This window comes from Mucilaginibacter sp., from assembly GCF_028288225.1.
Lineage (GTDB): Bacteria > Bacteroidota > Bacteroidia > Sphingobacteriales > Sphingobacteriaceae > Mucilaginibacter.
Genome location: NZ_JAQBOC010000061.1, coordinates 46,166 through 72,351 on the forward strand (window position 1 = coordinate 46,166; position 26,186 = coordinate 72,351).

27 protein-coding genes and 1 tRNA gene are annotated in these 26,186 nt (G+C 48.5%); 23 read left to right on the forward strand and 5 right to left on the reverse strand.

Going from position 1 to position 26,186, the window contains the following annotated elements; genetic code table 11:
- Positions 1–50: 50 nt before the first annotated feature.
- Positions 51–656 carry a Crp/Fnr family transcriptional regulator gene (locus tag JWQ54_RS18695; RefSeq protein ID WP_299587865.1) on the reverse strand — a complete coding sequence of 202 codons (606 nt, stop codon included), beginning with the start codon at positions 654–656 and terminating at the stop codon, positions 51–53.
- Between the two features lie 127 nt (positions 657–783).
- Here JWQ54_RS18695 and JWQ54_RS18700 point away from each other — a divergent pair, with 127 nt between their 5' ends.
- From JWQ54_RS18700 to JWQ54_RS18795, 20 genes are all read left to right on the forward strand, one after another.
- A complete protein-coding gene (locus tag JWQ54_RS18700; RefSeq protein WP_299587868.1) occupies positions 784–1,026 on the forward strand; it encodes a hypothetical protein in 243 nt (80 codons plus the stop codon).
- 67 nt (positions 1,027–1,093) lie between these two features.
- Complete coding sequence (locus tag JWQ54_RS18705; protein WP_299587870.1) at positions 1,094–1,783, forward strand: hypothetical protein; 690 nt, start codon at positions 1,094–1,096, stop codon at positions 1,781–1,783.
- Between the two features lie 352 nt (positions 1,784–2,135).
- On the forward strand, positions 2,136–2,624 hold the full coding sequence (locus JWQ54_RS18710) for a hypothetical protein (RefSeq protein ID WP_299587872.1): 489 nt from the start codon (positions 2,136–2,138) through the stop codon (positions 2,622–2,624).
- Positions 2,596–2,844, forward strand: coding sequence for a hypothetical protein (locus JWQ54_RS18715; RefSeq protein WP_299587874.1), 249 nt, complete (start codon positions 2,596–2,598; stop codon positions 2,842–2,844). Before JWQ54_RS18710 ends, JWQ54_RS18715 begins: the two co-directional genes overlap by 29 nt.
- Positions 2,845–2,915: 71 nt before the next feature.
- Entirely contained in the window at positions 2,916–3,245 is a 330-nt protein-coding gene (locus tag JWQ54_RS18720) for a DUF4134 domain-containing protein (RefSeq protein ID WP_299587986.1), read from the forward strand.
- Between the two features lie 48 nt (positions 3,246–3,293).
- Positions 3,294–3,725, forward strand: a complete 432-nt coding sequence (locus tag JWQ54_RS18725) for a DUF1896 family protein (protein WP_299587876.1) — start codon at positions 3,294–3,296, stop codon at positions 3,723–3,725.
- A gap of 38 nt (positions 3,726–3,763) precedes the next feature.
- Positions 3,764–9,364, forward strand: a complete 5,601-nt coding sequence (locus tag JWQ54_RS18730) for a helicase-related protein (RefSeq protein ID WP_299587877.1) — start codon at positions 3,764–3,766, stop codon at positions 9,362–9,364.
- 187 nt (positions 9,365–9,551) lie between these two features.
- Positions 9,552–9,872 (forward strand): DUF4133 domain-containing protein, encoded by a 321-nt coding sequence (locus tag JWQ54_RS18735; protein ID WP_299587879.1) that lies wholly within the window; start codon positions 9,552–9,554, stop codon positions 9,870–9,872.
- A gap of 12 nt (positions 9,873–9,884) precedes the next feature.
- Positions 9,885–10,688 carry a hypothetical protein gene (locus tag JWQ54_RS18740; protein WP_299587882.1) on the forward strand — a complete coding sequence of 268 codons (804 nt, stop codon included), beginning with the start codon at positions 9,885–9,887 and terminating at the stop codon, positions 10,686–10,688.
- Between the two features lie 52 nt (positions 10,689–10,740).
- Positions 10,741–13,194 carry a TraG family conjugative transposon ATPase gene (locus tag JWQ54_RS18745; protein WP_299587884.1) on the forward strand — a complete coding sequence of 818 codons (2,454 nt, stop codon included), beginning with the start codon at positions 10,741–10,743 and terminating at the stop codon, positions 13,192–13,194.
- Positions 13,195–13,196: 2 nt separating this feature from the next.
- Positions 13,197–13,877, forward strand: a complete 681-nt coding sequence (locus JWQ54_RS18750; protein WP_299587886.1) for a conjugal transfer protein TraI — start codon at positions 13,197–13,199, stop codon at positions 13,875–13,877.
- A 57-nt stretch (positions 13,878–13,934) separates the two neighbouring features.
- Entirely contained in the window at positions 13,935–14,588 is a 654-nt protein-coding gene (locus tag JWQ54_RS18755; RefSeq protein ID WP_299587888.1) for a hypothetical protein, read from the forward strand.
- Between the two features lie 31 nt (positions 14,589–14,619).
- Positions 14,620–15,264: a TerB family tellurite resistance protein gene (locus JWQ54_RS18760; RefSeq protein ID WP_299587890.1), complete on the forward strand. Its 645-nt coding sequence runs from the start codon at positions 14,620–14,622 to the stop codon at positions 15,262–15,264.
- 3 nt (positions 15,265–15,267) lie between these two features.
- Complete coding sequence (gene traJ / locus JWQ54_RS18765; protein WP_299587892.1) at positions 15,268–16,389, forward strand: conjugative transposon protein TraJ; 1,122 nt, start codon at positions 15,268–15,270, stop codon at positions 16,387–16,389.
- Between the two features lie 67 nt (positions 16,390–16,456).
- Positions 16,457–17,062, forward strand: coding sequence for a conjugative transposon protein TraK (gene traK / locus JWQ54_RS18770; protein WP_367187110.1), 606 nt, complete (start codon positions 16,457–16,459; stop codon positions 17,060–17,062).
- Positions 17,063–17,114: 52 nt separating this feature from the next.
- A complete protein-coding gene (locus JWQ54_RS18775) occupies positions 17,115–18,266 on the forward strand; it encodes a conjugative transposon protein TraM (protein ID WP_299587896.1) in 1,152 nt (383 codons plus the stop codon).
- Between the two features lie 188 nt (positions 18,267–18,454).
- Positions 18,455–19,396, forward strand: a complete 942-nt coding sequence (locus JWQ54_RS18780; RefSeq protein ID WP_299587898.1) for a hypothetical protein — start codon at positions 18,455–18,457, stop codon at positions 19,394–19,396.
- 31 nt (positions 19,397–19,427) lie between these two features.
- Positions 19,428–19,712: a hypothetical protein gene (locus JWQ54_RS18785; protein WP_299587901.1), complete on the forward strand. Its 285-nt coding sequence runs from the start codon at positions 19,428–19,430 to the stop codon at positions 19,710–19,712.
- 35 nt (positions 19,713–19,747) lie between these two features.
- Complete coding sequence (locus JWQ54_RS18790; RefSeq protein WP_299587904.1) at positions 19,748–20,020, forward strand: helix-turn-helix domain-containing protein; 273 nt, start codon at positions 19,748–19,750, stop codon at positions 20,018–20,020.
- On the forward strand, positions 20,013–20,363 hold the full coding sequence (locus tag JWQ54_RS18795) for a hypothetical protein (RefSeq protein WP_299587907.1): 351 nt from the start codon (positions 20,013–20,015) through the stop codon (positions 20,361–20,363). Before JWQ54_RS18790 ends, JWQ54_RS18795 begins: the two co-directional genes overlap by 8 nt.
- 32 nt (positions 20,364–20,395) lie before the next feature.
- Here the strand turns inward: JWQ54_RS18795 and JWQ54_RS18800 are convergent, their stop codons facing one another.
- The 4 genes from JWQ54_RS18800 to JWQ54_RS18815 all read right to left on the reverse strand — a co-directional run bounded on the left by JWQ54_RS18800 (position 20,396) and on the right by JWQ54_RS18815 (position 23,308).
- Complete coding sequence (locus JWQ54_RS18800) at positions 20,396–20,941, reverse strand: ORF6N domain-containing protein (RefSeq protein ID WP_299587910.1); 546 nt, start codon at positions 20,939–20,941, stop codon at positions 20,396–20,398.
- Between the two features lie 134 nt (positions 20,942–21,075).
- Complete coding sequence (locus JWQ54_RS18805) at positions 21,076–22,380, reverse strand: site-specific integrase (protein ID WP_299587913.1); 1,305 nt, start codon at positions 22,378–22,380, stop codon at positions 21,076–21,078.
- 252 nt (positions 22,381–22,632) lie between these two features.
- Positions 22,633–22,720, reverse strand: a tRNA-Ser gene (locus JWQ54_RS18810).
- Between the two features lie 267 nt (positions 22,721–22,987).
- Complete coding sequence (locus tag JWQ54_RS18815; RefSeq protein WP_299587916.1) at positions 22,988–23,308, reverse strand: hypothetical protein; 321 nt, start codon at positions 23,306–23,308, stop codon at positions 22,988–22,990.
- Positions 23,309–23,563: 255 nt separating this feature from the next.
- Between JWQ54_RS18815 and JWQ54_RS18820 the strand changes: the two genes are divergently transcribed.
- The 3 genes from JWQ54_RS18820 (at position 23,564) to JWQ54_RS18830 (ending at position 26,165) form a co-directional block, all read left to right on the forward strand.
- Positions 23,564–24,535, forward strand: a complete 972-nt coding sequence (locus JWQ54_RS18820; RefSeq protein ID WP_299587919.1) for a polyprenyl synthetase family protein — start codon at positions 23,564–23,566, stop codon at positions 24,533–24,535.
- Entirely contained in the window at positions 24,535–25,593 is a 1,059-nt protein-coding gene (locus JWQ54_RS18825; RefSeq protein WP_299587921.1) for a TerC family protein, read from the forward strand. The genes JWQ54_RS18820 and JWQ54_RS18825 overlap by 1 nt, the downstream gene beginning before the upstream one ends.
- 89 nt (positions 25,594–25,682) lie before the next feature.
- Positions 25,683–26,165: a group II truncated hemoglobin gene (locus tag JWQ54_RS18830; RefSeq protein ID WP_299587924.1), complete on the forward strand. Its 483-nt coding sequence runs from the start codon at positions 25,683–25,685 to the stop codon at positions 26,163–26,165.
- Positions 26,166–26,186 lie beyond the last annotated feature (21 nt).

A 26,186-nucleotide genomic window follows, 5' to 3' on the forward strand; every position in this document is an offset into this window, starting at 1 on the left:
TGCTTTTTTTAGGAACAAAATTGGAAAATCCAAAGTGCCGTTTTCTTGATTTAAATCAAATTCGACTTTTGTGCGCGGATCCGGCTTAGCGTTTCCTGCGTTATGCCCAGGAAGGATGCGATCTGCCGGAGCGATGCTTTTTGAAGGATCCCCGGGTGGCTTTGGAGCAGCCGCTGGTAACGCTCCGCAGGTTTTTTTGTACGGAGCAATATGGCGCGTTCCTCGGATTGTATATAATACTTCTCCGTGAGCAGCCGGCCATGGTAGTTGAATTCGGGATGTTCCGCATAGATGGTGTGCACCTGGTCCCAGGTCAGCGATAAAAGCATACTGTCCTCCAGCAATTCAATGTTTTCAGCGGAGGGCTGTTGTGTATAAAAGCTATAAACAGAGATCATGATATCGTGCATGCCCATGAACCAGCTTGTATGTTCATTACCTTCTTTATCATGAAAAAAGGACCGGGCAAACCCCTTCCTGATAAAAAAGATTTTCCGGGCAATTTCGCCCTGCCGCAACAAGAGGTGTTTTTTGGGGTGGTTTTCCTGTTTTAGGTAACCGCCCATCCGTTCCTGCAATGCCGCAGAAAGCGGGGCGATAAAAGTAAGGACCTGGAACAAATGTTCCGCCGCCTCGAGTTCATTCCATTCGGCCATATGATTTTGATTTAGATCAAAACTGCCGGGCTTTACAAGACATTAACTTTGGATTAACAGATCGTAATTAAAGATTAAACAAGTCAGTAAATAAAAAGTTTTTTTACTTATTTTTTTTCAACAGTTAATGGCCCGAATTATACTGAGCCGCAAGTTTTACGAGGTGTTTTGGCAAGCTTTTAAAGCGGGGCCTAAAGATAATTTGAAAAGAATAATTCTTATAAAGAGGAAGACCACACTTTTTTCACCATTAAAACACCTGAAGAGAAGCACAATTTTTGCATCTTTTCCCGGTCAGCAAAATGGAATGAACTTTTTAAACAACATCCACGCTGTTACCGGTCGCCCGGCGAATAACAGGAGGAACTGATTTTAACCCGGGAGGTTAAGTGACCTGCTAAAAGAAGATCTGGAAACCTTAATATGCAGTTAAAGCGATGAGCAAATGTCTACTCAGCAAACAAACCTATCCGTTTACCTGGCTAGAGGAAGTGGTCGAAGTGACCTTAAACCCGGATCAAACCAACATAGCGCAATTACCGGCAGCTCAAATTGAACTGATCCGGTCACAATTAAAAACAGAAAACCGTAATATCCTTTACAGCCTTAAAACCCAAACCTTTTTTTTGTGTTCGCAAAAAAAGCAAAAAATACTGCTCCGGCAGTATGCCCGGGCACTGGAATTTCTAAAGGATCAGGCCATGGTTAACTTTTCAGCCTATCCGGGAAACAGCCCGCTTTTCGAAACGGGTGAGCGGATCATTATGGAACTCGAGCAACTGCAAAATCAACTTGTCAAAAGATATGGCCGGCATATTTCGGACGAGGATGGAAAAGACAGGATGCTGCGGTCAAAAAATAGTTCTGCAGGCTTTAAAGTGCTGTGCAAACTGAGCGTCGACCAGATGGGCCTCATCCTGAAAGCTGCTGACGATACCCGGCTCATCATGTCGCGTTCCATCAGCCTCGTCTTCCGCTCCATTGTGCCCTTCCTGTCCACTTCCCAAAAAAAGGACATCTCCTGGAACAGCATGCGCAGCAGCACCTACCACCCCGAAGAAGCCGATAAAGCCATCGCCATTGACGCACTCGAAAAACTCATCCGCAAGATCAGGGAATATAAATAAACACCAGCGTGAGAAACCCGTTCCGCCCGCGGATAGCGGGCCTTTTCCGGCCAAAAACCAACAACCCTGAATTTTTTTCCGCCCGCCTTTAATCCCTCCATCGCATAGCCTGAACCGTCCTTCCCGGTTTCCTTCCTTCCACCAAATCTTAAGCTTATTGTTTTTTTCTTTCATCAGCAAAATATATCACGCTCATTATCAATCGGATTCAAGGATGCAGCTGCGGGTTCAGCCGGAACTTGAACTTGTAGCGCGAAGCCGGATAAAGTTCTTTTGTACTGGCAAACAGGCAGCCATCTTAGTGCTGCCGGCAAAATAAAAGCATCCAAATTAACCAAAGAGGAAGAAAGAAATGAGCTTACTACACCGCATTACCTGGACCAGCTACCTGGAATTTATCACCTTCCTGCTGGTCATTTATTACATCATGCTGGGCATCAGATTTTTTGCAGGCGACATCAGTCAGCTGTACAACCGGATCTGCGGCAACAAACCCGTTGCAGGCAATGCTTTACCCGCTGCCTTAATGTACGGGGAACCTGAAGCGGCAGCTGCTGCGCCAGCTCCTGCCAATAGCAATTATGATGGACTGCCGGATGATTCCATGGCTGAAGCAGATGAACTGATCGGGAAGATCAAGCAAATTATACTGGCTGCGGCTGACAAGCCCTTTGCGCCTGCGGTGCTCATCCCGCAGCTCAAAAAACTATTCCGCGGTCATGTTTCGCTTAAGACCTCACCGCATCGGCCGGCCATCAATGAACTGGTGGTTTCGGAATGTGAAAGGACAGGCGTTGCCGGACTGACCGAAGATGAGGCAGATGAGTGGTGGAGCGGTTAGCAGGCAGCGCGGCTCCCGGCCCCGGCCAGCTCAAGAGTTGGCCGGGATAACCGGAAGCAGCCAAAAAGACCAGGCAGCAATTTCCTGCTGTCCGCCTGACCCTGCTGCTGACGACGCGGTGATAAACCGGGAGCGCAGGAAAGTTATTGGCCCGGATGATTACCAAACGGCGAAGCGCGCGAGCGCAATTGAAAAAGAATTTTTAACCGAAAAAAGATAAGTGAAGATGGACCCACCAGTCCGGTGAATATCAGGCTGGCAGCCCCATCGCCTTTAAAAACAATGAAGAAGATGAAAACGTGGAGTGGAAAATTCAGGGGTAAACCCCTTAAAACAGGCAGCACCCTCATACTGCTGCTAATCATGAGCATGGCTGCCCGAAGCCAGGACGGCAATGCGGGTATCAACCAGGCGAACACGCAGGTCAGAAGTTATTTTGATTCCGGCACCAACCTGATGTACGGCATCGGGGCAATCGTCGGCCTGATCGGGGCCGTCAAGGTATACCAGAAGTGGAACAGCGGGGACCAGGATACCAGTAAGGTTGCGGCAGCCTGGTTCGGCTCCTGTATCTTCCTGGTCGTGGTGGCCACCATCATCAAATCATTTTTCGGGATGTAAACCCCCTGGCTCCTGAAGGGGGAGCATAGAAACCCAATCGATACCGTCATGAAAGAACTACTTATGAATAAGCTGCACAGCTACCTGGTTCAAAACCACCTGGACCTGCTGATCTCCCTGCAGGAAGATCACCGGCTGCCCCACTACCTCGAACACAAGGTCGACTCAGTAATGGACCTTTGCGAAGCATTGCAGGCAGAGAACCGCCCGCCCTATGTCATTGAAGCCCTGTGCATGGAAGAACTGACCAGGGATCTCAGGCCATCACGCTTCGAATATATGCGGAGCTTGCTGGAGGAAGAGTTTGAGGTAGATTACCGGCGCATGAGCACGAGCGGCATCCTGACCTACGAGCTCATCAACCTGACCGGTGCCTGCGAGCCCATTTTCGAAGTGTTCGGTTTCGGGGAGGAAAACGAGGATAGCAGGGAATTGAAATATGCGGTCATGGGTATGATCGCAGAATACCTTGAACGGTAAGCAAAGAAGGAAATAGTCAGAAAGATAAGTGCGGAACAATGGCTTACAATCAGTTTCAAAAACTAAGGGATAATATCACCGCGATTAAAATCGCGCTGGCGCACCGGAACGGGCAAACCGCCCATCCTGAAGACCAGGCGGCTTTGCAGGCTTATGCCGGTTTCGGCGGACTGAAAGCGGTGCTGTTTCCTGCCGGGGAAAAGCAGGGCTGGATTGACCGGAATGCTTCCCGGCAGGATCTGCGCCTGTACCCGTCCATGATGGAACTGCACGAGTTGCTTAAGGACGGTTTGCCGGAAGCGGATTACAAGGCCGCTGTACAATCCATTCGTGACAGCATCCTGACCGCCTATTACACACCGGCAGTTGTTCCGCAAACGCTGTATGCAGTCTTGAAGGAAAACGGCATCGACCCTAAACATCCCTATGAACCGAGCAGCGGCGCGGGTATTTTCATCACTGAACTGATCAAGGCCTTCCCAAACACTGAACAGATCACCGCGGTCGAAAAAGACATCGTTACAGGTATGGTGTTGCGAGCACTGGCAGCGACCTTACCGGCGCCAGTTAATGTGCAGGTCAAAGGGCTGGAAGAAACGGCCGATACAGAAAATGGGCAGCATGACCTGATCGTCAGCAATATCCCATTCGGCAGTTTCCAGGTTTATGACCCGGCTTTCCCGGATAAGGATATCAGTGGCAAGATCCACAATTATTTTTTCGCCAAAGGGCTGGATAAGCTGGCCGACGGTGGCATTATGGCATTCATCACCACAGATGCTTTTCTTAATAATCCGTCTAACCGCGCAGCCAGGGAATACCTTTTTCACCACGCTGATTTTATCAGCCTCACCGTCATGCCGGATAACCTGATGAAGGATACCGGTAACACCGAAGCGCCCAGCCATTTACTGGTTGTGCAAAAGAACAGCAGTAAAACGGAACTGAACGCTGATGAAGAGATGCTGCTGGAAACCGCGCATAAGGCAAATGAGTTCGGCAGGTACCATGTCAACGAATTTATCGACACCGAACGGGAACGGATCATCGCCGCAGACACCATCAGGGCGGGTAAGAATCAGTATGGGCAGGCGCACGAGGTCACCTGGCAGCAGGGCGACATTGCTGCGGTTACAGGCGTTCTCCGGGAGAACCTCCGCGATGGTTTGCAGGCTCATTTCCGGCCTGAAGCTTTCAAGCTGGCGCAAAGCCCGTTAAATGAAGCGCAAAAAGCAGCACAAAAGCCATTGCTTAACTACCTGCCGATGCCTGAAAATACGGCCGCACAAGTCAGCGTTCAGCTGGGCCTTTTTGACAGCGCACCCGCCGAAAACGGTAACCGGGCGATGGATTATATAAAGGAATCGGACGAAAATACGGTACAGAAGATCAGCGCCCGGCTCATCGGCACCATCCGCACGAAGGATAACCCGGAGCACGAAAGCGTGGTGCTGCTGACCGCCCGCTATCAGGGGGGCAAACAATTCGGGTACAAACTGGTAGCCAACGTAGAAGGGATCGTTGTGCCTTTTCATTGGCTCAATGGTAACTTGCTCAGCCAGGAGCTGCCACGGCTGGTGGCCGCGCTCCAAAAATATAACCATGATTTTTACGTCGAAGGCGACCAGAGCCTGAAGGGATTTTTCAATTTCGGCCAGAATGCCGAAATTTATTACCGTGCACTGAACGCCTTTCACCAGGAAGGCAGCCTGGTCAGCCTGAACGGGCAGACCGGAACGATCCACCGGATCAACGATACGCGCAGCCAGGCCGTCTTTCAGCCGCTGGCCGATCAAAAGGACGCCTTGTTTTATGAGCGGTATATCACCGTAAGGGATCATTACCTCGCACTATATGCAACTGAAGCCGCCGCGCAAACCGAATACCCGGCCTTCCGCCGCGAACTGGAGGAGGCTTATAACCAATTTGTGCAGCAATACGGCGAACTCAATCGTCCGGCTAACCGAAGGCTGGTCCTGGCCGATGAAAAGGAGGGCTTTAAACTGCTGTCCTCTATCGAAGTAAAAAACGGTAACGATTTTCAGCCTGCCGATATCCTGACGGCGCCGGTGTTCCGGAACCGGGAGGACTTTAAAACCGATGACCCGGTATCGGCGCTGGCCCGCTGTCTGAATGAAAAAGGTGCGGTCGACCTGAGCTTTATCGGCGCTGTGACGGGGCTTTCTGCAGATGAGGTAACCATCAGCCTGCAAAGCCATATCTGCCTGAACCCTCAAACCCGGGAATGGGAAACGGTCGACCAGTACCTATCGGGTAACGTGGTGCAGAAGCTGGAAATCGCGCAACAACGGGCGGAACAAAACCCGCAGGATGCACATCTGCAACACAGTTTGCAGGCGATCAGCAGGGTGCAACCCGAACCGATCCCTTTTGAGCTGCTGGACTTTAACCTTGGTGAGCGCTGGTTCCCGCTGGCTTATTACGAACGGTTCGCCAGTGATTTCTTTGAACTGCCTGTGCATATCGCCTACCTGCATTCCGGCGATAACTTTAAAGTCAGTACCAAGGGCAGCAATCTGAAGATCAGCCGGGAATTTGCCATCACGCCAAAAGAAAGCAGCCGCCGGACTTACGGCTATACCTTATTGGAACACGCAATGGAAAATACCAGCCCTTACTTTAGCTACGAGGTTTCTCTGGGCAGCGGCAAAACTAAAAGATACCCCGATAATGAAGCCATCCAGCTGGCTCATCAAAAGATCGAAAGCATTCGTTCCGGCTTTGTGGGCTGGTTACAGGAGCTGCCTGCCGAGGAAAAGAAATACCTCGAAAAGCTGTACAACGATACCTTTAACTGCTATGTACTGCGCGCGTATCAGGGCGATCACCTGAGTTTCCCGGGCCTGGATAAAAAAGCGCTGGGCATCGAAGACCTTTATAGTTCGCAGAAAAATGCCGCCTGGCGGATTGTGCAGAACCGGGGTGCACTGATCGACCACGAGGTGGGTTTGGGCAAAACGCTGACGATGATCGTGGCAGCGCAGGAAATGAAGCGCCTCGGCATCGTGCATAAACCCATGATCCTGGCGCTTAAGGCAAATGTCAACCAGATCGCTGAAACGTACCGGAAAGCCTATCCCAATGCCCGTATCCTAGCGCCCGGAGAAAACGATTTTACGCCCGACAAGCGCCTGCGCCTTTTCCACGAGATCAAAAACAATAACTGGGACTGTATCATCCTGACGCATGACCAGTTTGGCAAGATCCCGCAGTCCCCGGAGATCCAGCGGCGCATTTTCCAAACCGAGCTGGATCATACCGAACGTGACCTGGACACGCTGCAGGACGAAGGCGGCGATATTTCGCGCCGTATGCTCAAGGGGCTGGAAGTCCGCAAAAAGAATTTAACAGCTAAGCTCAAAACGCTCCAGCATGAGATCGAGGGCAAAAAGGACAAGGGCATCGACTTTAAGGAGATGGCCATCGACCACCTCTTCGTGGACGAATCCCATAAGTTCAAAAACCTGACGTTCACCACCCGGCACGACCGGGTGGCGGGCCTGGGCAATACCGAAGGCAGCCAGAAGGCGCTTAATATGCTTTTCGCGGTGCGCACACTGCAGGAAAAGTTTGACGCCGATCTCTGTGTGACTTTTCTGAGCGGCACGCCGATCTCCAACAGCCTGACCGAAATGTACCTGATCTTTAAATACCTGCGGCCAAAGGAAATGGAACGGCAGCGCATTGAGAACTTTGACGGCTGGGCGGCAGTTTTCGCCAAAAAGACGACCGACTTCGAGTTCTCAGTTACCAATGAAATTATCGCCAAGGAACGCTTCCGGCATTTTATCAAAGTACCCGAACTGGCGCTGTTCTATAACGAGATCACCGATTACAAAACTGCTAAACATATCTCCCTGGATAAACCGGCGCTGGACGAACGGCTGGTCAATATTCCGCCGACCCCCGAGCAGGCTGATTTTATCAAACGGCTGATGCAATTCGCCAAAACCGGCGATGCGACCCTGATCGGGCGTCCCCCTTTGAGCGATGACGAGGATAAAGGCCGGATGCTGATCGCCACCAATTACGCGAAAAAGATGGCGGCGGATCTACGGCTCATTGACCCGGTTAAATACGAGGATCACCCGGACTTTAAGGTGAATGTCTGCGCCAGGAAACTGGCCGAATTATACCGGGGCAGTCAAAAGGAACGCGGCACCCAGATCGTGTTTTGCGATATCGGTACGCCCAAGCCCGATGCCTTTAATATCTATGATGCCTTGAAGCAAAAGCTGGTCCGGGATATGGCGATCCCGGCAGGTCACATCACTTTTATCCACGACTGGACGGATAAGCAGAAACCCGACCTGTTCAAAAAGATGAACCGCGGCGATATCCGCATACTCATCGGCAGTACCGAAAAAGCCGGTACCGGCCTGAACGTGCAGGAACGGGTGATCGCCATGCACCACCTCGACATCCCCTGGAAACCCAGCGAGCTGGAACAGCGCAATGGGCGCGGCGCGAGGCAGGGCAATAAACTGGCCAAATCAGGTTACGATAACAAAGTGCAGAACTTTATCTACGCCGTAGAGCAATCCCTTGACAACTATAAGTTTAACCTGCTCAAAAACAAACAGACCTTTATCTCGCAGATGAAGAACTGCGAGCTCAACGTGCGCACCATCGATGAGGGTTCCATGGATGAAAAGAGCGGCATGAATTTCTCGGAATACATCGCTATTCTCTCGGGAGATACGACCCTGCTGGAAAAGACCAAGCTGGAGAAAAGGATCGCGGTCACCGAAAGCCTGAAAACGGCTCACTTCCGGGAGATCGTCCGTATCCGCTACCAACTGGAAAATCTGGAATGGGAAAAGGAGCGGAACATACAGATGCTGAAAGTGCTCGAAAATGACCAGGCAGTTTACCATAAGCAGCTGAAACTGGAAAAGGACGGCTCGAAAGCCAACCCCATCCGCCTGAAAGAACTGGAAAGTGCTGACAGCAAAGCCATCGGAAACTACCTGATCCGGCTTTACCGGACGTGGAAGCCCAAAAGCGCGGCTGATAATCCAAAGGAACTAGGTAGCCTCTACGGTTTTAAACTGTACATCCGGAACGAACAGGAACTGACCAATCTTGATGGCAAGCCACTGACCAGGGAGTACAATACCCTGTTTGCTGAGCGGCCGGGCAGCAGTGTCCGCTATACCTTCAGCTCAGGCACGCCCAATACGGATAATCCCAAGCTGGCGGCCCGCTATTTCCTGAACGCCATTGACAAGGTGGACGGCCTGGTGGAAAAGCAGGGAAGGGAGCTCCGGGAAATGGAAGAACAGCTGCCCCAATTGCAAAGCCTGCTGGGCAAACCTTTTGAAAAAGAAACCGAACTGCAGCAGATGAAAGGTGAATTATCCCGGCTGGAAAGGGAGATCGCGCAAAAGATCCTGGAAAAACAAGCGGCACAAAACCAGCAGGAGGGATCCGAAGAAATGCTTGCAGATGAGAAAAAAAACGGGATCAACCAGGCGGAAGCAAAGGTTATTGCCATGCCCGGCCAGCAAAAACAAAACGACCCCGAGAAATGGGTAACGCAGGCCGTAGTCAATGGGAGCGCGCTGCGCGGGGAGATATCGCTGCGTGGCAAAAAGACGAAAGGTTTAAAATTATGAATGCCCCGACCTTTCAACATATCCGTTGTCCGCTGCACCGTTACATTTTTTCGATCGCTGCTATCCGCCATCGGGTAGAACAGCACTATGAAGGCCGCATGCTCAATTTATTCGCCCGGCAAACGAAACGCGCGGCAGGTGACTCAGGAATGACCCCGACCCAACCAAATACAGCAAATATAAGACCATGAGCAACAGTATATATCACATCAATAAAGGCATTAATAAGAGTATTGAGTTCCGGGGGCTTAAAGCGCAATATATCTGGTATTTCGGCGGCATGGTGATCGCGCTGATGATCTTTTTTGCCGTCCTGTACATCGCGGGAGCGGGAACAGTCATGTGTTTTGCGGTAATCGGCGGAAGCGGTGCTTACATGAGCATCAGACTCTTTGCCATGAGCAGGAAATACGGTGAATACGGCATGATGAAAGCCCTTGCTAAACGGCGTGTACCCCAGGTGCTGAAATCCTATAGCCGCAAATTATTTCGGTATTTATCAAGATAAGGAGGAATGAAAATGAAAAAGCTAAGGCCAGTGCCGTTATTCACGATTGAGGGAACCAGCTTCCTGGTTGATATCGAAAAGCAGGTATTACGGCAAACCAATGACCATGCCAATGAAATATCCTTTATCAACGATATGCAGGATCACGGCGCTTTTTACCGTTTGCTCTATGATCCGGATGAATTGCGGGCGGCGAAAGATCTTTTTGATCAGAACCGGGTAAAAGTTATCGATGTTCCCCAAATGACCGACCTCGACCGCGAGGGAATGGCAGCCAGGTATGGCCTGCCGCCGGAGCTGGTGATGGGTAAATCGGACTTCGAGCTTATCGTTGACCAGGAAGCATTGGACTTGCGCCTGAAAGGCGCACTGCCCAGGATCGATATCGCCGGTGAGGGATTTATCATAGACCTCCGCCTGCAGGAACTGCGGCACGCCAAAAACTTTCACCCGGTCATCAGTTTAAAATCATTCGGCCTTAGCGGCGACGGCTCAAAGTATGAGGCTTTCTACCACCCGCTCCTAAAACAGGTGGTGAAGATCGACCCCAAACTGACGGAATTCCCGGGCAGCGTGGTCAGGATCCAGATACCCAACGGGACCGGCCTCGACCCGGTGGCCGCTGCCCGTCAGTATGGTATGGAGGAAAGGGAGCTGCTCCGCCGCTACCCGATCCAAAAAGAGCTGAAAGCAGCGGTCATCCCGCTCAGCGAAACCCATATTCCCGCGCTTATCCGGCGCAACCGCGAACAATTGCGGCGGGAGCACCAGGAAATAGTACGGCAAATGAAGCCCAAAAACAGGCCACGCTTTTAAAGCAGCCTCAGTTAGAGAGGGGCTTAAAAAAAACAGAGAAGAATAAACGGAGATGGAAAAAGAGTTGAAGGATATATTACCGATTATGGGCGTGGAGCATGACTGCATCCTGTCCACGCAAGGGGAATTTACCGTGGTGTTCAAAGCCACGCTGCCGGAAGTGTTTACGCTATCGGACGAGGATTACGAAAACCTGCACCAGGCCTGGCTGAAAGCGGTTAAAGTGCTGCCCAAAAACAGCGTGCTGCACAAGCAGGACTGGTTCGTCCGGCGCAACTACCAGGCCGCTGAACAAAAAAAGCAGCGCAGCTTTTTAAACGAAAGCAGTGCGCGCTATTTCAGCGGCAGGCCGTATCTGCAGCATGACTGCTATATCCTGCTGACGAAAAGACCGGCAGGCCGGAAACCGGGCAATTCCGTTTTTTCCAACCTGCTCCGGCCGTCCCTCGTTCCCAGCGAGACACTGAAGCCGCAGGCTTTGAGAGAATTCCTGGACCTGGCCGGGCAGTTTAAACGCCTGCTGGAAGACGGCCGCCTGGTCAAACTGACCCAGCTGAAAGCGGCTGACCTGCAAAGCCTGCCCCGAAAAACCGGACTGATCGAGCGGTATTGCTGCCTGCCGGAACAGGATGAGCAGCAGGTATACAAAGACATTCAATTTCAGGATACTATCCGCATCGGGGACCAGCAGCTGGCGATCTATACCTTAGGCGATGCGGAAGACCTGCCCGGTCTTTGCGGTTCGCGGATCACCTATGATGCTTATTCTACGGATAAAACCAAATTCCCGGTCAGCTTCGCCGCCGGCCTGGGATTACTGCTGCCCTGCAACCATATCTATAACCAGTTCATCCTGGTCGGCGACGCACAGGATACGCTCCGGCAACTGGAGAAAAAGCGCCTGCGGCTGCAATCCCTGTCCGCTTATTCCCGTGAAAATGCAATTTCCCTGGAGGCGACCAACGACTTTTTAAACGAGGCGATCAGCCAGCAAAGGCTCCCGGTCAAGGCGCATTTCAACGTGATGGTCTGGTCGGACAACCCGGAAGAGCTGAAGGACATGAAAAACCAGGTCGCCTCGGCACTGGCCGGGATGGATGCCGCTGCCAAACCCGAAACGGCGGGTGCCGCGCAGATCTGGTGGGCGGGCATCCCCGGCAACGCGGCGGATTTCCCGGTCAATGACACCTTTGATACCTTCGCGGAACAGGCCTGCTGTTTCCTGAACCTGGAAAGTAACTATAAGAGCGCGGCACCGGATGAGGGCATCCGTTTTTGTGACCGTTCCGGCAGGCCGGTGTTTGTGGACCTGTTTGACGGGCCGCGCAGGGAAGGCATTTCTTCCAATATGGGGGTGCTTTGTTGCGGGACCTCCGGTGGCGGTAAATCGATGACCGTCAATCATATCCTCCGTTCCCTGTATGACCAGGGGGCGCATTGCGTAACGGTAGACATCGGCGGCAGCTACCTGGGTTTGTGCGAGCTGGTTGGCGGCTATTATTTCACCTATACGGAAGAAAACCCTATCCGTTTTAACCCTTTTTATATCAAAGCCGGGGAAATCCCGGATACGGAAAAAAAGGAAAGCCTGAAAGCCTTGCTGGTCGCCTTGTGGAAGCAGGAAAACGAAGGGTTTAACCGCTCGGAATACGTCGCGCTGTCCAATGCGCTGCAGGGATTTTACCGGTACCTGGAAAAGGACAAGAGCCTGTTTCCCTGCTTCAATACTTTTTACGAGTACCTCGAAACGCATTATGTGGACGTATTGAAGGGGCAGCGGGTAAAGGACCGCGATTTCGACGTCGATAATTTTTTATACGTGCTCAGGCCCTATTACGAAGGCGGGGAGTTCGATTACCTGCTCAACGGCAAAGAGAACCTGGACCTGTTAGACCAACCCTTTATTGTCATAGAGCTGGACAACATCAAAGACCACCCGATCCTGTTCCCGGTGGTAACGCTCATTATCATGGAGCTGTTCATCAGCAAGATGCGCAAGCTGAAAGGCGTAAGAAAAGTTTTGACCATTGACGAAGCCTGGAAAGCCATTGCCAAATCCGGTATGGCGGAATTCCTGAAATATGCCTTTAAGACGATCCGCAAGTTTAACGGCATTCCCATTGTCATCACCCAGGAACTGGAAGACCTGGTCTCATCGCCGATCATCAAGGACGCCATCATCAATAACGCCGATATCAAAATATTGATGGACATGCGGAAATTCCAGGGCAGGATCGAAAAGCTGCAGGATGTACTGGGGCTGCCGGAAAAAGGCAAGACCATATTACTATCGGTCAACAAGGATAACCACGAGATCTTCATTGACATCGGGGGACAACAGCTGAAAGTATATAAAAATGAGCTGTGCCCGGAAGAATATTATGCCTACACCACGGAAGGAACCGAAAGGGTGAAAGTCATGGAACTGGCCGCCAGGCACGGCAGCGTTCAAAAGGGCATTGAAGCCATGGTAAAGGAAATGCAGCAACCCAAATTATTAGCGTGATCATGAAAAAAATAATATTTACTATCGGCGTTATGGTGGCGCTCACAATCGCCCGGCCCGAAAGATCACAGGCCCAGGTCCCCATCGTGGGCTTGTTCACCTCAGCGCTCAAAAAGATCATCACGGCTATCGACCTGAAGGTACAACGACTGCAAAACCAGACGATTGCGCTGCAAAATGCGGAACAACAACTGGAAAACAACATGTCGCTGGGTAGGCTGAACGATATCTCCGGCTGGCTGAACAAGGAAAAGAATTTATACCAGGGGTATTACCAGGAACTGGCGCAGGTCAAAACCATTATTGCAGATTATGACGTGGTAAAACGGATCATCAGCCAGCAAAAGCAATTGCTCAGCGAGTACCAAAGCGCCAATGCGCTTTTTCACCGGGACAAGCATTTTTCAGCCGGAGAAATCAGCTACATGGGGAATATCTATGCCGGTATCCTGCAGGAAAGCCTGCGTAACCTGGACGAGGTGCTCTTAGCGGTCAACTCCTTCATCACCCAGATGGATGACGCGGGGAGGCTGCAAAGGATACATCAGGCCTCCAGTGGCATGCAGGCCAATTTGGACCACCTCCGGCAGTTCAACCAGCAGAACGTGATGCTCAGCCTGGCCCGTGTTAGGGACGAACAGGACAGGTTAGCAGTAAAACAGCTTTATGGCATTACCCCCTAAGCCCCTGAAGGGGGATAAAAGCAGCAGCATCAGCATATAAACAAAAAATAGAGTTTTATGAAACGGATAAAAAAGACCGGGTTATTTTTTCTTTTCACCAGCCTTACCTTAATGCAGGTGAAAGCACAGTTCTTAGGCGGCTTTTTCAGCCAGCAATCCCAAAAAGAGCAGTTAATGGCAGTGCAGATCGCTGACCTGGAGATCTGCCTGCAGGCCATCAAAGGCGGCTACCGCATTGCTGAAAACGGGTTAAGTACGGCACATGAGCTCAAAAACGGCACCTTCGGTTTACATACCGCCTATTTTAATTCCCTTTGGCAGGTCAAACCGGTGGTACAAAACAATCTCCAAGGTAAGGCCATCGCCGGTTTGCAACAGCAAATTATCCATGTGTTTTCCGGTGAGATCAGCTGGCAGCAACAGCAAAAACTATTGCAGCCTAACGAGCTGGCCTATCTGCAAAATGTTTATGACAATATCATAGCAGCATGCAAAAAGGACCTGGACGAATTGACGCTGGTACTGACACCCGGCAAGTTGCAGCTGACCGACCAGCAAAGGCTGGAACGGTTGGATCATTTGTATAATGCTATGAAGGATAAGTACGCCTTTACCGGGTATTTCACTGCGAAATGCCGGAAGCTGGCTACCGGCCGGTTACAGGCCCAAAGAGAAAAGCAACAGCTTAAAAAATTATACGGGATCAATTGAGATAAAAACAGAAAGGGTCAAGGTAAAAAATATGAAAAGCGTGTTTAAAATGGGATTTGTCTTACTGGTGACGGTATGTTTTTCTTCAGAGATAAGTCGGGCGCAGTCCGTTGCCCAATGCCTCGAGCAGCTCAGCCTGGACTACCGGAAGCTTGCCGGGCTGAAAAGCATTTTACAGCAAATGTACAAAGGTTATGAGGTGCTCAATAAAAGCTATAACGCCGTAAAGGCTGTATCACAGGGAAACTTCAGCTTGCACGAAGCATTTCTCGACGGCCTGATGCTTGTCAGCCCTGCTGTCCGGAAGTACCCCAGGATAGCGGACATCATTAATGATCAGGCTGCGCTAGTCGGTGAATATAAAGCCGCCTGCACGACTTTCCGGCGCGATCCGCATTTTGACCCGGACGAGACCGGCTACATGATGGCTGTTTATGATCACCTGGTCAGCGCCAGCCTGAAAAACCTGGATGATCTGACCATGGTGGTGACGGACAGCCAACTGCGGATGAGTGATGCGGAGCGGCTGACAGCGATTGACCGGATCTATACAGACAGCCATAGCCAGCTGAGTTTTTTAAGAAGATTTAACGATCAGGCGTATAAAACCGCCTTGCAAAGATCAAGGGATGTAAACGACCGCCGGACACTCAAAAAGCTGTATGGCATAAACTAACGGATGATGAAAAAAAGGATTTCAAAGGTTGCCATGCTGGCAACATTAGCCACGCTTTCGCCTTTACTCTCCCGCGCGGAAGGCGTGGCGGACGACCTGCATAGTTTACAAGGGATACTCCAGCAGCTGTATAATCAAATGTTGCCGCTGTGCAGCGGAATGATTGGCGTAGCCAGGGGCATCGCCGGGTTTGCTGCCTTGTGGTATATCGCTGCCAGGGTATGGAAACATCTAGCCGCGGCTGAGGCAATTGATATCTATCCCCTGCTGCGTCCTTTTGCACTGGGTTTCTGTATCATGTTTTTTCCAATGGTGTTGTCGCTGGTCAACGGCGTTTTGCAGCCGGTGGTTACCGCCACACAAAATATGGTGATGAATGCTAACCAGGCGATCGCAACAATGCTGGCGGACAAACCGGAGGATGCAAACGGAGAACAAGAACCAAATTCAACGAATAACGACCCGGATAAATGGTATCAGTACAGCCATCCCGGTAATTCAGGTGTAAACGCTGCGAATGCCAATCCTATTGCTGATGCATTTTCAGGCTGGAGCGTCAAGAATATGGCCAGAAAGTGGATCGCCGAATTATTGAACGTATTGTTCCAGGCAGCAGCCCTTTGTTTAGATACGATACGGACGTTCAAGCTGATCGTGCTGGCCATTCTCGGCCCGCTCTGTTTCGGGCTGAGCATTTTTGATGGTTTCCAGCATACGCTAAAACAATGGATAGCCCGGTACGTCAATGTGTTCATGTGGCTGCCTGTTGCCAATATATTCGGGGCCATCATCGCCAAAATCCAGGAAAATATGATTATCGCACAGCAAACGGGCAACCTGCCCGGTACGGAATTCGGCAATAGTAACACGGCCTACCTGATCTTCCTGCTTATCGGCATTGTGGGTTACTTTACAGTTCCCAGTGTCGCCAATTACATTATGAATGTCGGCGGCCATGCATTGTTTGCCAAAACCAGTGCACTATCGTCTATGGCCTTGTCGTACGCCGGGGGAGCTATTATGCAAAACATTTTTAAAAGTAGTTCGGCGAAGACCGGTATGCCAAAAACAGACCCCGGCGGCGTAAACGGACACACCAGGAGCAAGCTTTCAGGCAAGACCTGATAACAATCTATCAGCTAAACAAGGAAGTGTGTAAGAAAGAAAGAGGAAAAAAACCATGTTTAAAAAAATGCGAAATATCGAAACCGCCTTTCAGCATGTGCGCGGTTTTACCATCCTGCTAACGATAGGTTATTTTATAACCATTGGCTATGTCGAATACCAGCATAACGCGCTGGTAGCCATGATACAGCGCCGGCTTTATATTCTTTACAACGGGAAGGTACTGGAAGCCATTGCCACTGACCGGAAAGATAATGTAGGGGTGGAGGCCAGGGATCATGTGAAGACCTTTCACCAGCTCTTTTTTACGCTGGCGCCCGATGACAAGGTCATCCAGGCCAACCTGACCAAAGCGCTTTACCTGGCGGATGAATCTGCTAAAAAGGAATATGATAACCTTTCTGAAAATGGTTATTACGCTGGTATCATTGCCGGGAATATCAGCCAGCAGATCCGGGTGGACAGCGTTGCGGTCGACCTGCGCAGCTATCCCTATCATTTCCGGTGCTACGGTACCCAAAGTATCATCCGCACCACCAGTACTGTTACCCGGAGCCTGGTCACGGAAGGGGAGCTGCGTAATGTATCCAGGAGTGACAATAACCCGCATGGCTTCCTGATCCAGCGCTGGAGTACCCTGGAAAACACGGATTTAAAAATCATCAATCGTTAACGGCACCGCGTTTCAGGATGCCTCAACTCATAAACAAGAAAAAATCAATAGTATGGAAACAACAACATTAACCCTTAAAGAGCGCCGTCAGCGCAAATCCCTGCTGGTGCTTCCGGTGATCGTCTTTTCGTTCACCACGCTACTGTTTTGGGCGTTTGGTGGCGGTAGACCTGACAGTGCTCGGGCCGAAATCCACCAGCGCGAAGGCTTGAGCACAAAACTGCCGGATGCCAAACTGAAAGATGACCACGGTTTGAACAAAATGAGCTATTACGACAAAGCGGCGTCCGATTCCGTGAGGTTGAAGCAACAAATGAAAACCGATCCTTATTACCGGCAAAATAACGGGTCCGATACTGCCGGCCTTCATTTTCCGGTTCATACGAAACCTGTATGGACTAACGAAACGGGCGCCGGTAATCCATCCGGATTAACCGGTACCGGCAAGCAACCGGCGGAAGTTGATGAGGTTTATCAAAAATTGGCCCGGCTGCAAACCGCACTGAACAAACCGGCACAACCCGTCAAGGTCAGTCCCGATCTTTTGTCAACCGGAAATACAACAGTAAATAGGCGGGAGCAGCTTAGCCCGCAAAGCGATGAGGACCCGGAACTGAAACAAATGAACGGCCTGCTCGAAAAAATACTGGACATCCAGCATCCGGAGAGGCTAAGGGAAAAAACAGCGCCGCAAGTTTCAGCGACAAATAATGAACGGTTCAAGGCCATCCCTGCGGTTATTGACGGCAAACAAAAGATCACCGAGGGTACGGTCGTCCGGTTGCGGCTGCTGGACACGGTAACGATCAACGGCCAGCTGATCCCGAAGGGACAATTGCTTTATGGTGGCGGCGCACTGTACAACCAGCGGATGGCGATGACCATAAAGCTCATCCGCCTGGGTACCCTGATCCTGCCCGTGGACCTGACGGTATTTGATATGACGGATGGCTTAGAGGGCATTTGCGTGCCTGAAGCCATTACCGGGGACGCGGTAAGGGATGGCGCGGCGAGCGGCGTGCAGGGGCTGGAACTGATGAGCCTTGACCAGTCCGTCAGCACCCAACTGGCCGGTGCCGGGATCAGCGCGGCTAAGGGTCTTTTTTCCAAAAAGGTCAAGCGCATCAAGGCCAAACTGAAAGACGGGCATCTGCTCTTGCTGCGGGATAATAAAAAAATGAGTCCGGCTATTAACACAAAATGATCAGCGATGGAAATTGAACCAGGCAATCGAAATAAAATTCTTCGCTTTTTTCGCGCGGCAATATTGCTGACAGAAAGCAAAAATTATGTAACGACCGGCTTAGGGAAACCAAACCGGAAGAGCTGAAAGTATCAACCTATCCCGGTCAGTTTAATCAAGAAAAATTAACCATTAAAAATTCAATCGTTATGGAAATCAACATGAAAAATTATGATTACCTGAAAAACCAGGTAAAGTTCCTGGGTTTTGGTGAAAACCTGGACAATGTATTAAAGGAAAAGATACAGGCACAGGAGCAGGAATTTACCCTCCCGCACAAGGCTAAATTCGGAAAGGATGAAGTTTCCTCGACTTTGCATTTCAGCAAGTCAAAGGAAAGCGAAATGTATTTTTTTAACGGGTATGACCTTGCCTTGAAGCAACCGGGTAAGGAAGATGTGCTCAACCAATCCTATTATGTCGGCAAAGAAAACAACTACACGCTGAAAGAGCGGTACAATATGCTGGATTCCCGTGCGGTTTTTAAAGAGCTGAATAAACTGGAAGTGGTGGGAGAAGGCGATGGTAAAAAGTTGAAAGCTACCGACGAAACCTATAAAGCCTGGAAGGCCCTTGATTTTAAGGAAACCGATGAGCGCGGTAATTTCCGGACCAAAACCATGTTCTGGAACCATGAAAAGGCCATAGAAAAGTATCCGATAAAGGAACTTGAGGTGCCTTATGACCGGAGCCGGTTGCTCGCTTCCCTGGAAAAGGGCAATGTTACAAGAATGACGGTGATCAAAGACGGAGAGGAAATTAAGGGAACGATGGCCGCTAACCCGCGCCAGGAACGTTTTGATTTTTATGATGGCAATAACCAGCGCCTGGAGCTAAAGCCGGTCGGAAAGCAACAGGAACAAAAGCAGGTACAGAGTGAAACCAACACCATTCCACAAATGGATGGAGGTGCTAAAGTTGTGCAGCTGCAAAACAACCCGGCGGATCAGCCCAATTCTCCGACTGTTCAGCCGGACAGTAGCAAACCGGCTGAATCATCAACTATCGGAAAGGAGCATAAACAGGATGATCAGAAGCAAGCGCAGGGAGAAAAACAACGTACGCGGCGCCAGGGAATGAGGGCATCCTAAAGCTTTTAATCCAAAAAGTAGAGCATAAGACATGGAGGCGATCAAGCCCTTATCGGATTTTTTTACCGCGATTGAGAAGGATGCGCGCATAAGTATCACTCATATTGGTATTTATGCCGCGTTACTTCAACATTGGCAGCAAAACGATTGTGCAAACCCGTTGCGTGCTTTTAGTTATGAGATCATGCGGATTGCAAAGGTTTCCGCCCAGGCGACGTATCATAAAAGCATAAAGGACCTGCATTCGTTTGGCTATGTCCGCTATGAACCCTCCTTTAAACGCAACAGTCGCAGCAAGGTGTACCTGCTGTTCTGACGAAGATAAATCTGAACAAACAAGACGATGTAGCGATGAGTGTAGAAGTAATAACCAAGGAAGATTTGCAGGCGTTTCGGAATGACCTGATTAATGATATTAAGTTTTTATTCAGTAAGAACATGCAACAGTCCAAAGAGTGGTTAAAAGCTGCAGAGGTCAGGAAGTTGCTTAAAATTTCACCGGGTACTTTATTAACGCTGCGGGCAACAGGCAAACTGCACTATTCCAGGATCGGCGGTACCTATTATTACCGTTACCAGGATATACAAAGAATGTTGACTGACGCAAGCGATAGCCATGAATAGTCAGCTCTTATTTAGCGATCTGTTCAGGGTCATGGCTGCTGACCGGCGTATCAACGTCTGGCATTTCAGTATTTATATGAGCCTGTTCCATAAATGGCTGCTGAATGGATTTGTTAATCCGGTTGCGATCTCACGCAAAGAAATTATGGGACAAACGCATATCGGCAGTATTGTGACCTACCACAAGTGTATCCGCCAGTTGAATGATTTTGGGTATATTATTTATGAGCCATCTTATAACCCGTTTATAGGGAGCTATGTGAGTTTGCTCGTACCAGGAAAATTACCCGAAACCTTCAAGGTGCCAAACCGGCACCCTGAAAAGTTAAAACAGAAAACTTGATGTTCCATTTTGGAACATCAAGTTTTAAAGATCTATTCATTATCCGGTTTATAACCGATCCTTTTTCGTGGGCCAGGTTCTGGTACCTGCGGGATACGTTCAGATAATTCATCAAGATAACGAAATATGATTTCCATGCTTTTATCCTGATTATCCAATTTTCCTTTGATTTTTTCAATTGCTAACCATATTTCCGTTTGGTCTGATAAGGTTTTCCTCAGTTTGACAAATACATCAATGATCAAAAAACTAACTTTAATCGCTCGCTGACTTTTAAGTACATTAGAGATTTGGAGAATGCCGTATTCAGAAAAGGCCATAGGCAAATACCGTGTACCGCCGCGCCCTTCATTTGAGGCCGCATTTTGTGACCTCAAAGATTGAAACTCATCTTGGGTTAATTCAAACATATACGATTCGGGAAATCTTAGCGCATTCCGTTTAACCGCCTGTTTTAAAACTTTCGTTTCAACATTGTAAAGTGCTGCAAGATCATTGTCAAGCATTACTTTCTGACGCCGGATAAAATAGATTTTTCCGGTTATCACTTCTTCATTTAGGCTTGTTATATCATTCATAATAAAATATTTATCCTTTGTTTAATGCTGCATTTTGCGATCAATCATTTTATTCCTTATTGTAATATGTTTTGAGGTCACAAATTGTGACCTCAAAACTTGATGTTCCAAATTGGCACTTCAGGTTTTATACATTAAGATGCCACAAGCACATAGGTGTATTTTGGCGACACAGACGCTGATCTCAGAGGTTCAATTACAACTTCGGCACATTCCTTTTCAGGTTCGGGCGTTGTAACCGCATACTTCTCCCGCAGAGCCGCCATGTCCATGCTGATCTTGCTGTGCAGAATTTTCGCATAGTGTTGGGTCTGCTTGATGGTGGTGTGTCCAAGCATTTTGGATACAGTTTCTATCGGCACGCCGTTGCTTAGTGTGATGGTGGTGGCAAAAGTGTGCCTTGCCAGGTGAAAGGTGAGCGCCTTTTTGATACCACAGATATCGGCAATCTCTTTCAAATAGGCGTTCATCTTTTGATTGGAAAGCACTGGCAACACCTTGTCCTGGTTCAGGCACTTTGGATGATGGGTATATTTATCCAGCAGTTGCAAGGCTACGGGCAGTAACGGTATAGGGCAAGGGGTATCTGTTTTCTGGCGGGGTGTAAAGATCCACTGTTCGCCGTCGACGCCGGTTTCAATCTCGGAGCGTTTCAGCTTTTTTACATCAGCATAGGCCAGCCCCGTATAACAGCTGAATATGAAAATGTCCCGTACCTGATTCAGGCGGCCATTTTCAAAATTCTTTTTGATCATCGCATCCAGCTCCCAATCGGAAAGCGGTTCACGAATGACGGGCCTTTTAGTCATTTTGAAATTGGCGAACGGATCACCCGGCAGCCATTTGTTCTTTACACAGATCAGCACGATCTTTTTGAAGTTAGCCAGGTACTTCATGGTGGTGTTATGATTGCAGACACGCACGGTTTTCAGCCAGAAAGCGTATTGCTCTATAAAAAAATGATCAAGTTTGCGGATAGACCTGTCCTCGGCCTGGTACTGCCACCGGATAAAGGCTTTGGTGTGATCGTAAGAAGTTTGATAACGTTCTAAAGTACCATCGGCGTAGTCGCTTCCAACCAGCGCCTCCATTTGCTGATTGTGACTGGCGAAGATTTCCAGGATCATTTTCCGGCCTTCCTGGCCGGTGAGCATACTTCTGAGAAGCTCAGCCGTGATCAGTTCATCATCTTCAATCAGCTCTTTACGGGCCTTAAATACCTTGCTTTCTAAAGTATCCAGCAAGGAGTTTACCTCCCGGGCGTCCTGCTTGACGCCGATGGCCCTGCACTTTTCCTGGTCCCAGCGGTCTTCCCACCACCGCTTTTTGGTGGACAGTTCTACCGCATGCCCGTCCACGGTTATGCGTAAATAAATGTACTTTTTAGGTTCGAATCCTGCCTGCTTCAGAAAATACAGCAGGGAAAAGCTTTTTTCCATGATTTTGCCACGATTAAGAGTGAATAAATGTCGGAATACAGCTATCGGGTATCAAGATGTTCATCTCATGTACAACTTGATAATCAGTAAGTTATACAGTAATTCGTGGCAGTTTTATTAAAAATAAAAACTGCCACGATTCTGCCACGAACTTATGGGCATTTTTGGTGTTTTTTGTGCATTTGATAGAAAAACAAAAGCCTGTAAATTATTGATTTACAGGCTTTTGTTCATTTTTGATGACACGGGTTGCGGAGAGGGAGGGATTCGAACCCTCGATACCCTTTTGAAGTATACACACTTTCCAGGCGTGCTCTTTCGACCACTCAGACACCTCTCCTTTTATCAGTTGGAAACGTTATAATAGTTGTAAATGTTAAAACTATCGCAATTACAACAAACCCTTCTGCAACTCCCGCAAAGGTAAAATAATATTGCTTTTTATGAATAATAAAAAACCTTAATGAATTCATCATTCTGAAACTTCGCAATAACTGCAATAATTCTAACTTTTGTAACCTCTGCAACAACCAATAAAAAAGCGTCCACGGCAAAAAGCCGTGAACGCTGCATGAAAACTAAACTTATACAAAAACTATAATCACTATTATCTTATCCGCTCATTATGTTTGTGGCGATAAATGGTCTGGCTGGTGCGGTTTTCTTCGCGACGCAAATGTCTGCGTTCTGCAACGCTCACATGGTCGTCGACGCGGGCCATCCGTTTATCCCTGCTAATTTTCCGTTCATCAGCACGCATATGATGGGCTTCGTTGCGGGTAAGCTGTCCACTGCGAACGCCGTGGTTAATACGACGGTCCTGAATGTGTTGCCTGTGAGTTATAGCAGGGGTTCGGGTTTGCGCTTGTGCCATTGAGGTGATGGTTAATATGGCCACTAGTAAACCTCCAAATATTTTGATCTTCATAATGTTTTTTATCTAATGTTGTTATTGTAGTAGAGCGAATTTGTTGTGAAAGGTTTAATGGGGAGGTTGATTGGGTTGATTAAGTTGGATTAAGTTGATTGAGTTAGAATAAGTAACAATTTCTATCAGCCTAATAAACCATTCACTCAATCTCAACTTAATCAACCTAATCAACTACTCACAAAGCAAAATTTACCTTATGTTTGTGCGGACAGCCGGTTAAGCGGCGCAACACATAAAAAAGCGTGTATTTTAATGCTGAGCATCAACGAGATTAAAAAACCAATTGCGGCTGATATTGACGTTTTTGAAGGGAAGTTTAAAGCTTCTATGCAAAGCTCAGTTCCGCTGCTTGATCGTATTACTCACTATATTGTTAAGCGTAAGGGGAAACAGATCCGGCCCATGTTCGTATTTTTTTCGGCCAGTATTTGCGGTGGCATCAATGAATCAACCCACCGGGGTGCCGCCCTTGTTGAGCTGTTGCATACCGCTACCCTGATTCATGATGATGTGGTTGATAACTCATACCAGCGGCGCAGCTTTTTTTCGATAAACGCTTTATGGAAAAACAAAATAGCTGTTTTAGTAGGCGATTTTCTGCTGTCAAAAGGCTTGCTGCTCTCCATGAAGAATGACGATTACAGGTTTCTGAAAATAGTTTCTACAGCAATGGAACAGATGATTGAGGGTGAGCTGCTGCAGGTGGAGAAGGTACGCCGGATGGATATAGAGGAGAAGGTTTACTATGAAGTGATAAGACAAAAAACGGCCAGTTTGATAGCCAGTTGCTGCGAGTGCGGAGCAGCATCGGCAGGGGCTGACGATGAAACCATTGAAAAAATGCGCCTGTTTGGCGAAAAAATAGGCATAGCTTTCCAAATAAAGGACGATATGTTTGATTTTGGCACAGATGATGTCGGTAAACCGCTTGGAATTGATATAAAGGAAAAAAAGGTTACCCTGCCGCTTATATATGCGCTTAATAACAGCAAAGCTGATGTTAAGAAACAAATGATAAACCTGGTAAAAAACCATAATGACGACCCGGCTAAAATTGCCCGCATTATTAGTTTTGTAAAGGAAACCGGCGGACTGCAATATGCCGAAAGCCAAATGAAGAAATACCAGGATGAGGCATTTGAGATCTTAAATACATTCCCAAATGGTGATTCACGCCTGGGGCTGGAGCAGTTAGTAAGGTTTACGACCGAACGCAATAAATAATGAGTAACGAATTAATTTTTATTTCGGGTTTCATTGTATTCATTTTAATAATGCTTGCGCTTGACCTCGGCTTGTTTACAAAAACCGACAAGCCGGTAAGCCTGAAACAGGCAGGAATTATGAGCGCGGTTTGGATAGGCATGTCGCTGGGTTTTTATACCCTGATCTTAAATTTCGGCCACCTGCTGCACCATATTGATAGTTTTGCCGCCCTGCAGCAGGTCAACATTGATAACTTTCATCACCTTAAGCTTAACCCTAATGATTTTGCTGGGAGCCTTGAGCTTTACCGCAAAAACCTGGGCCTGGAGTTTATCACCGGTTACGTTGTAGAGTATGCCTTATCGGTTGATAATATATTTGTCATTGTATTAGTGTTTACAGCTTTTGGCGTTAACCCGAAGTATTATCATAAAGTGCTTTTTTGGGGGATCATCGGTGCTGTATTAATGCGCTTTGCCTTTATATTCCTTGGCTCTGCACTTATCACCCGTTTTCATTGGATCCTTTACCTGTTCGGCGCATTTTTGGTTTATACCGGCGTTAGCATGTTTATTAACCGTAACCAGGAGGACAAGATAGACCCGGAAAACCACAAAATAGTAAAATTAGCATCCAAATATTTTGCGGTGCACCCGCAGTTTGAAGGGAATAAGTTTTTTGTTAAGATAAACGGTAAAAAACTGATCACGCCGTTATTCCTGGTGCTGCTTATCATTGAGGTTACTGATCTTGTTTTCGCGGTTGATTCAATCCCCGCTATATTTTCAATAACTAAAGATCCTTACATCGTTTTCTTCTCCAACATATTTGCCATACTGGGCCTGCGCTCCATGTTCTTTTTACTGGTTAATATTATTGATAAGTTCCATTATTTAAAGGTTGGGCTTGCGGTATTGCTGGCCTTTATCGGACTAAAAATGCTGGCCGCAAATTATGTGGATAGGATAGGGCTTACCACCGGCAACTCACCGTTAATAATTTTAGCCATCCTGGTGATAAGTGTGGTAGCATCTTTGGTGTTCCCGAAGAAAAAGGAAAAAGTGATTAGAGGTTAGAGACCGGAGATTAGTTCGTAATTTTGAATAGGAGATTTTTCAAATAACTTTCCAACCTTTAAACATTACAACTTTCCAACATTACCCACATGGCAGCAAACGATAACCCAAAGGTTCCTACGCTTTACGAATGGGTAGGCGGAATGCCCGTATTTGTAACCCTTTTCGATAAATTTTATGACAAGGTTTTGCAGGATGAGATCCTTGAACCTGTTTTTAAACATATGTCTGCTGAGCACCGGCTGCATGTGGCGCATTTTGTTGCCGAGGTATTGGGCGGGCCTAAAGTTTACAGTGAGTCGGAAGGCAGTCATTTTAATATGATAAAAAAACACCTTCAAAAATACCTTACAGAAGAGCACCGCAAACGCTGGATGGAGCTGTTACTCGAAACTGGCGATGAACTGGCATTGCCTGCTGACCCTGAATTTCGCTCGGCGTTTATGGCCTACCTTGAATGGGGTACCCGCATAGCAGTTATCAACTCAAATACAGACAGCATAACCGAAGATCCAAACGTACCAATGCCCGAATGGGGCTGGGGCGTACCCGGCGGGCCGTTTTTGGGATAGAGTGCTGATGTGCGGATTTTT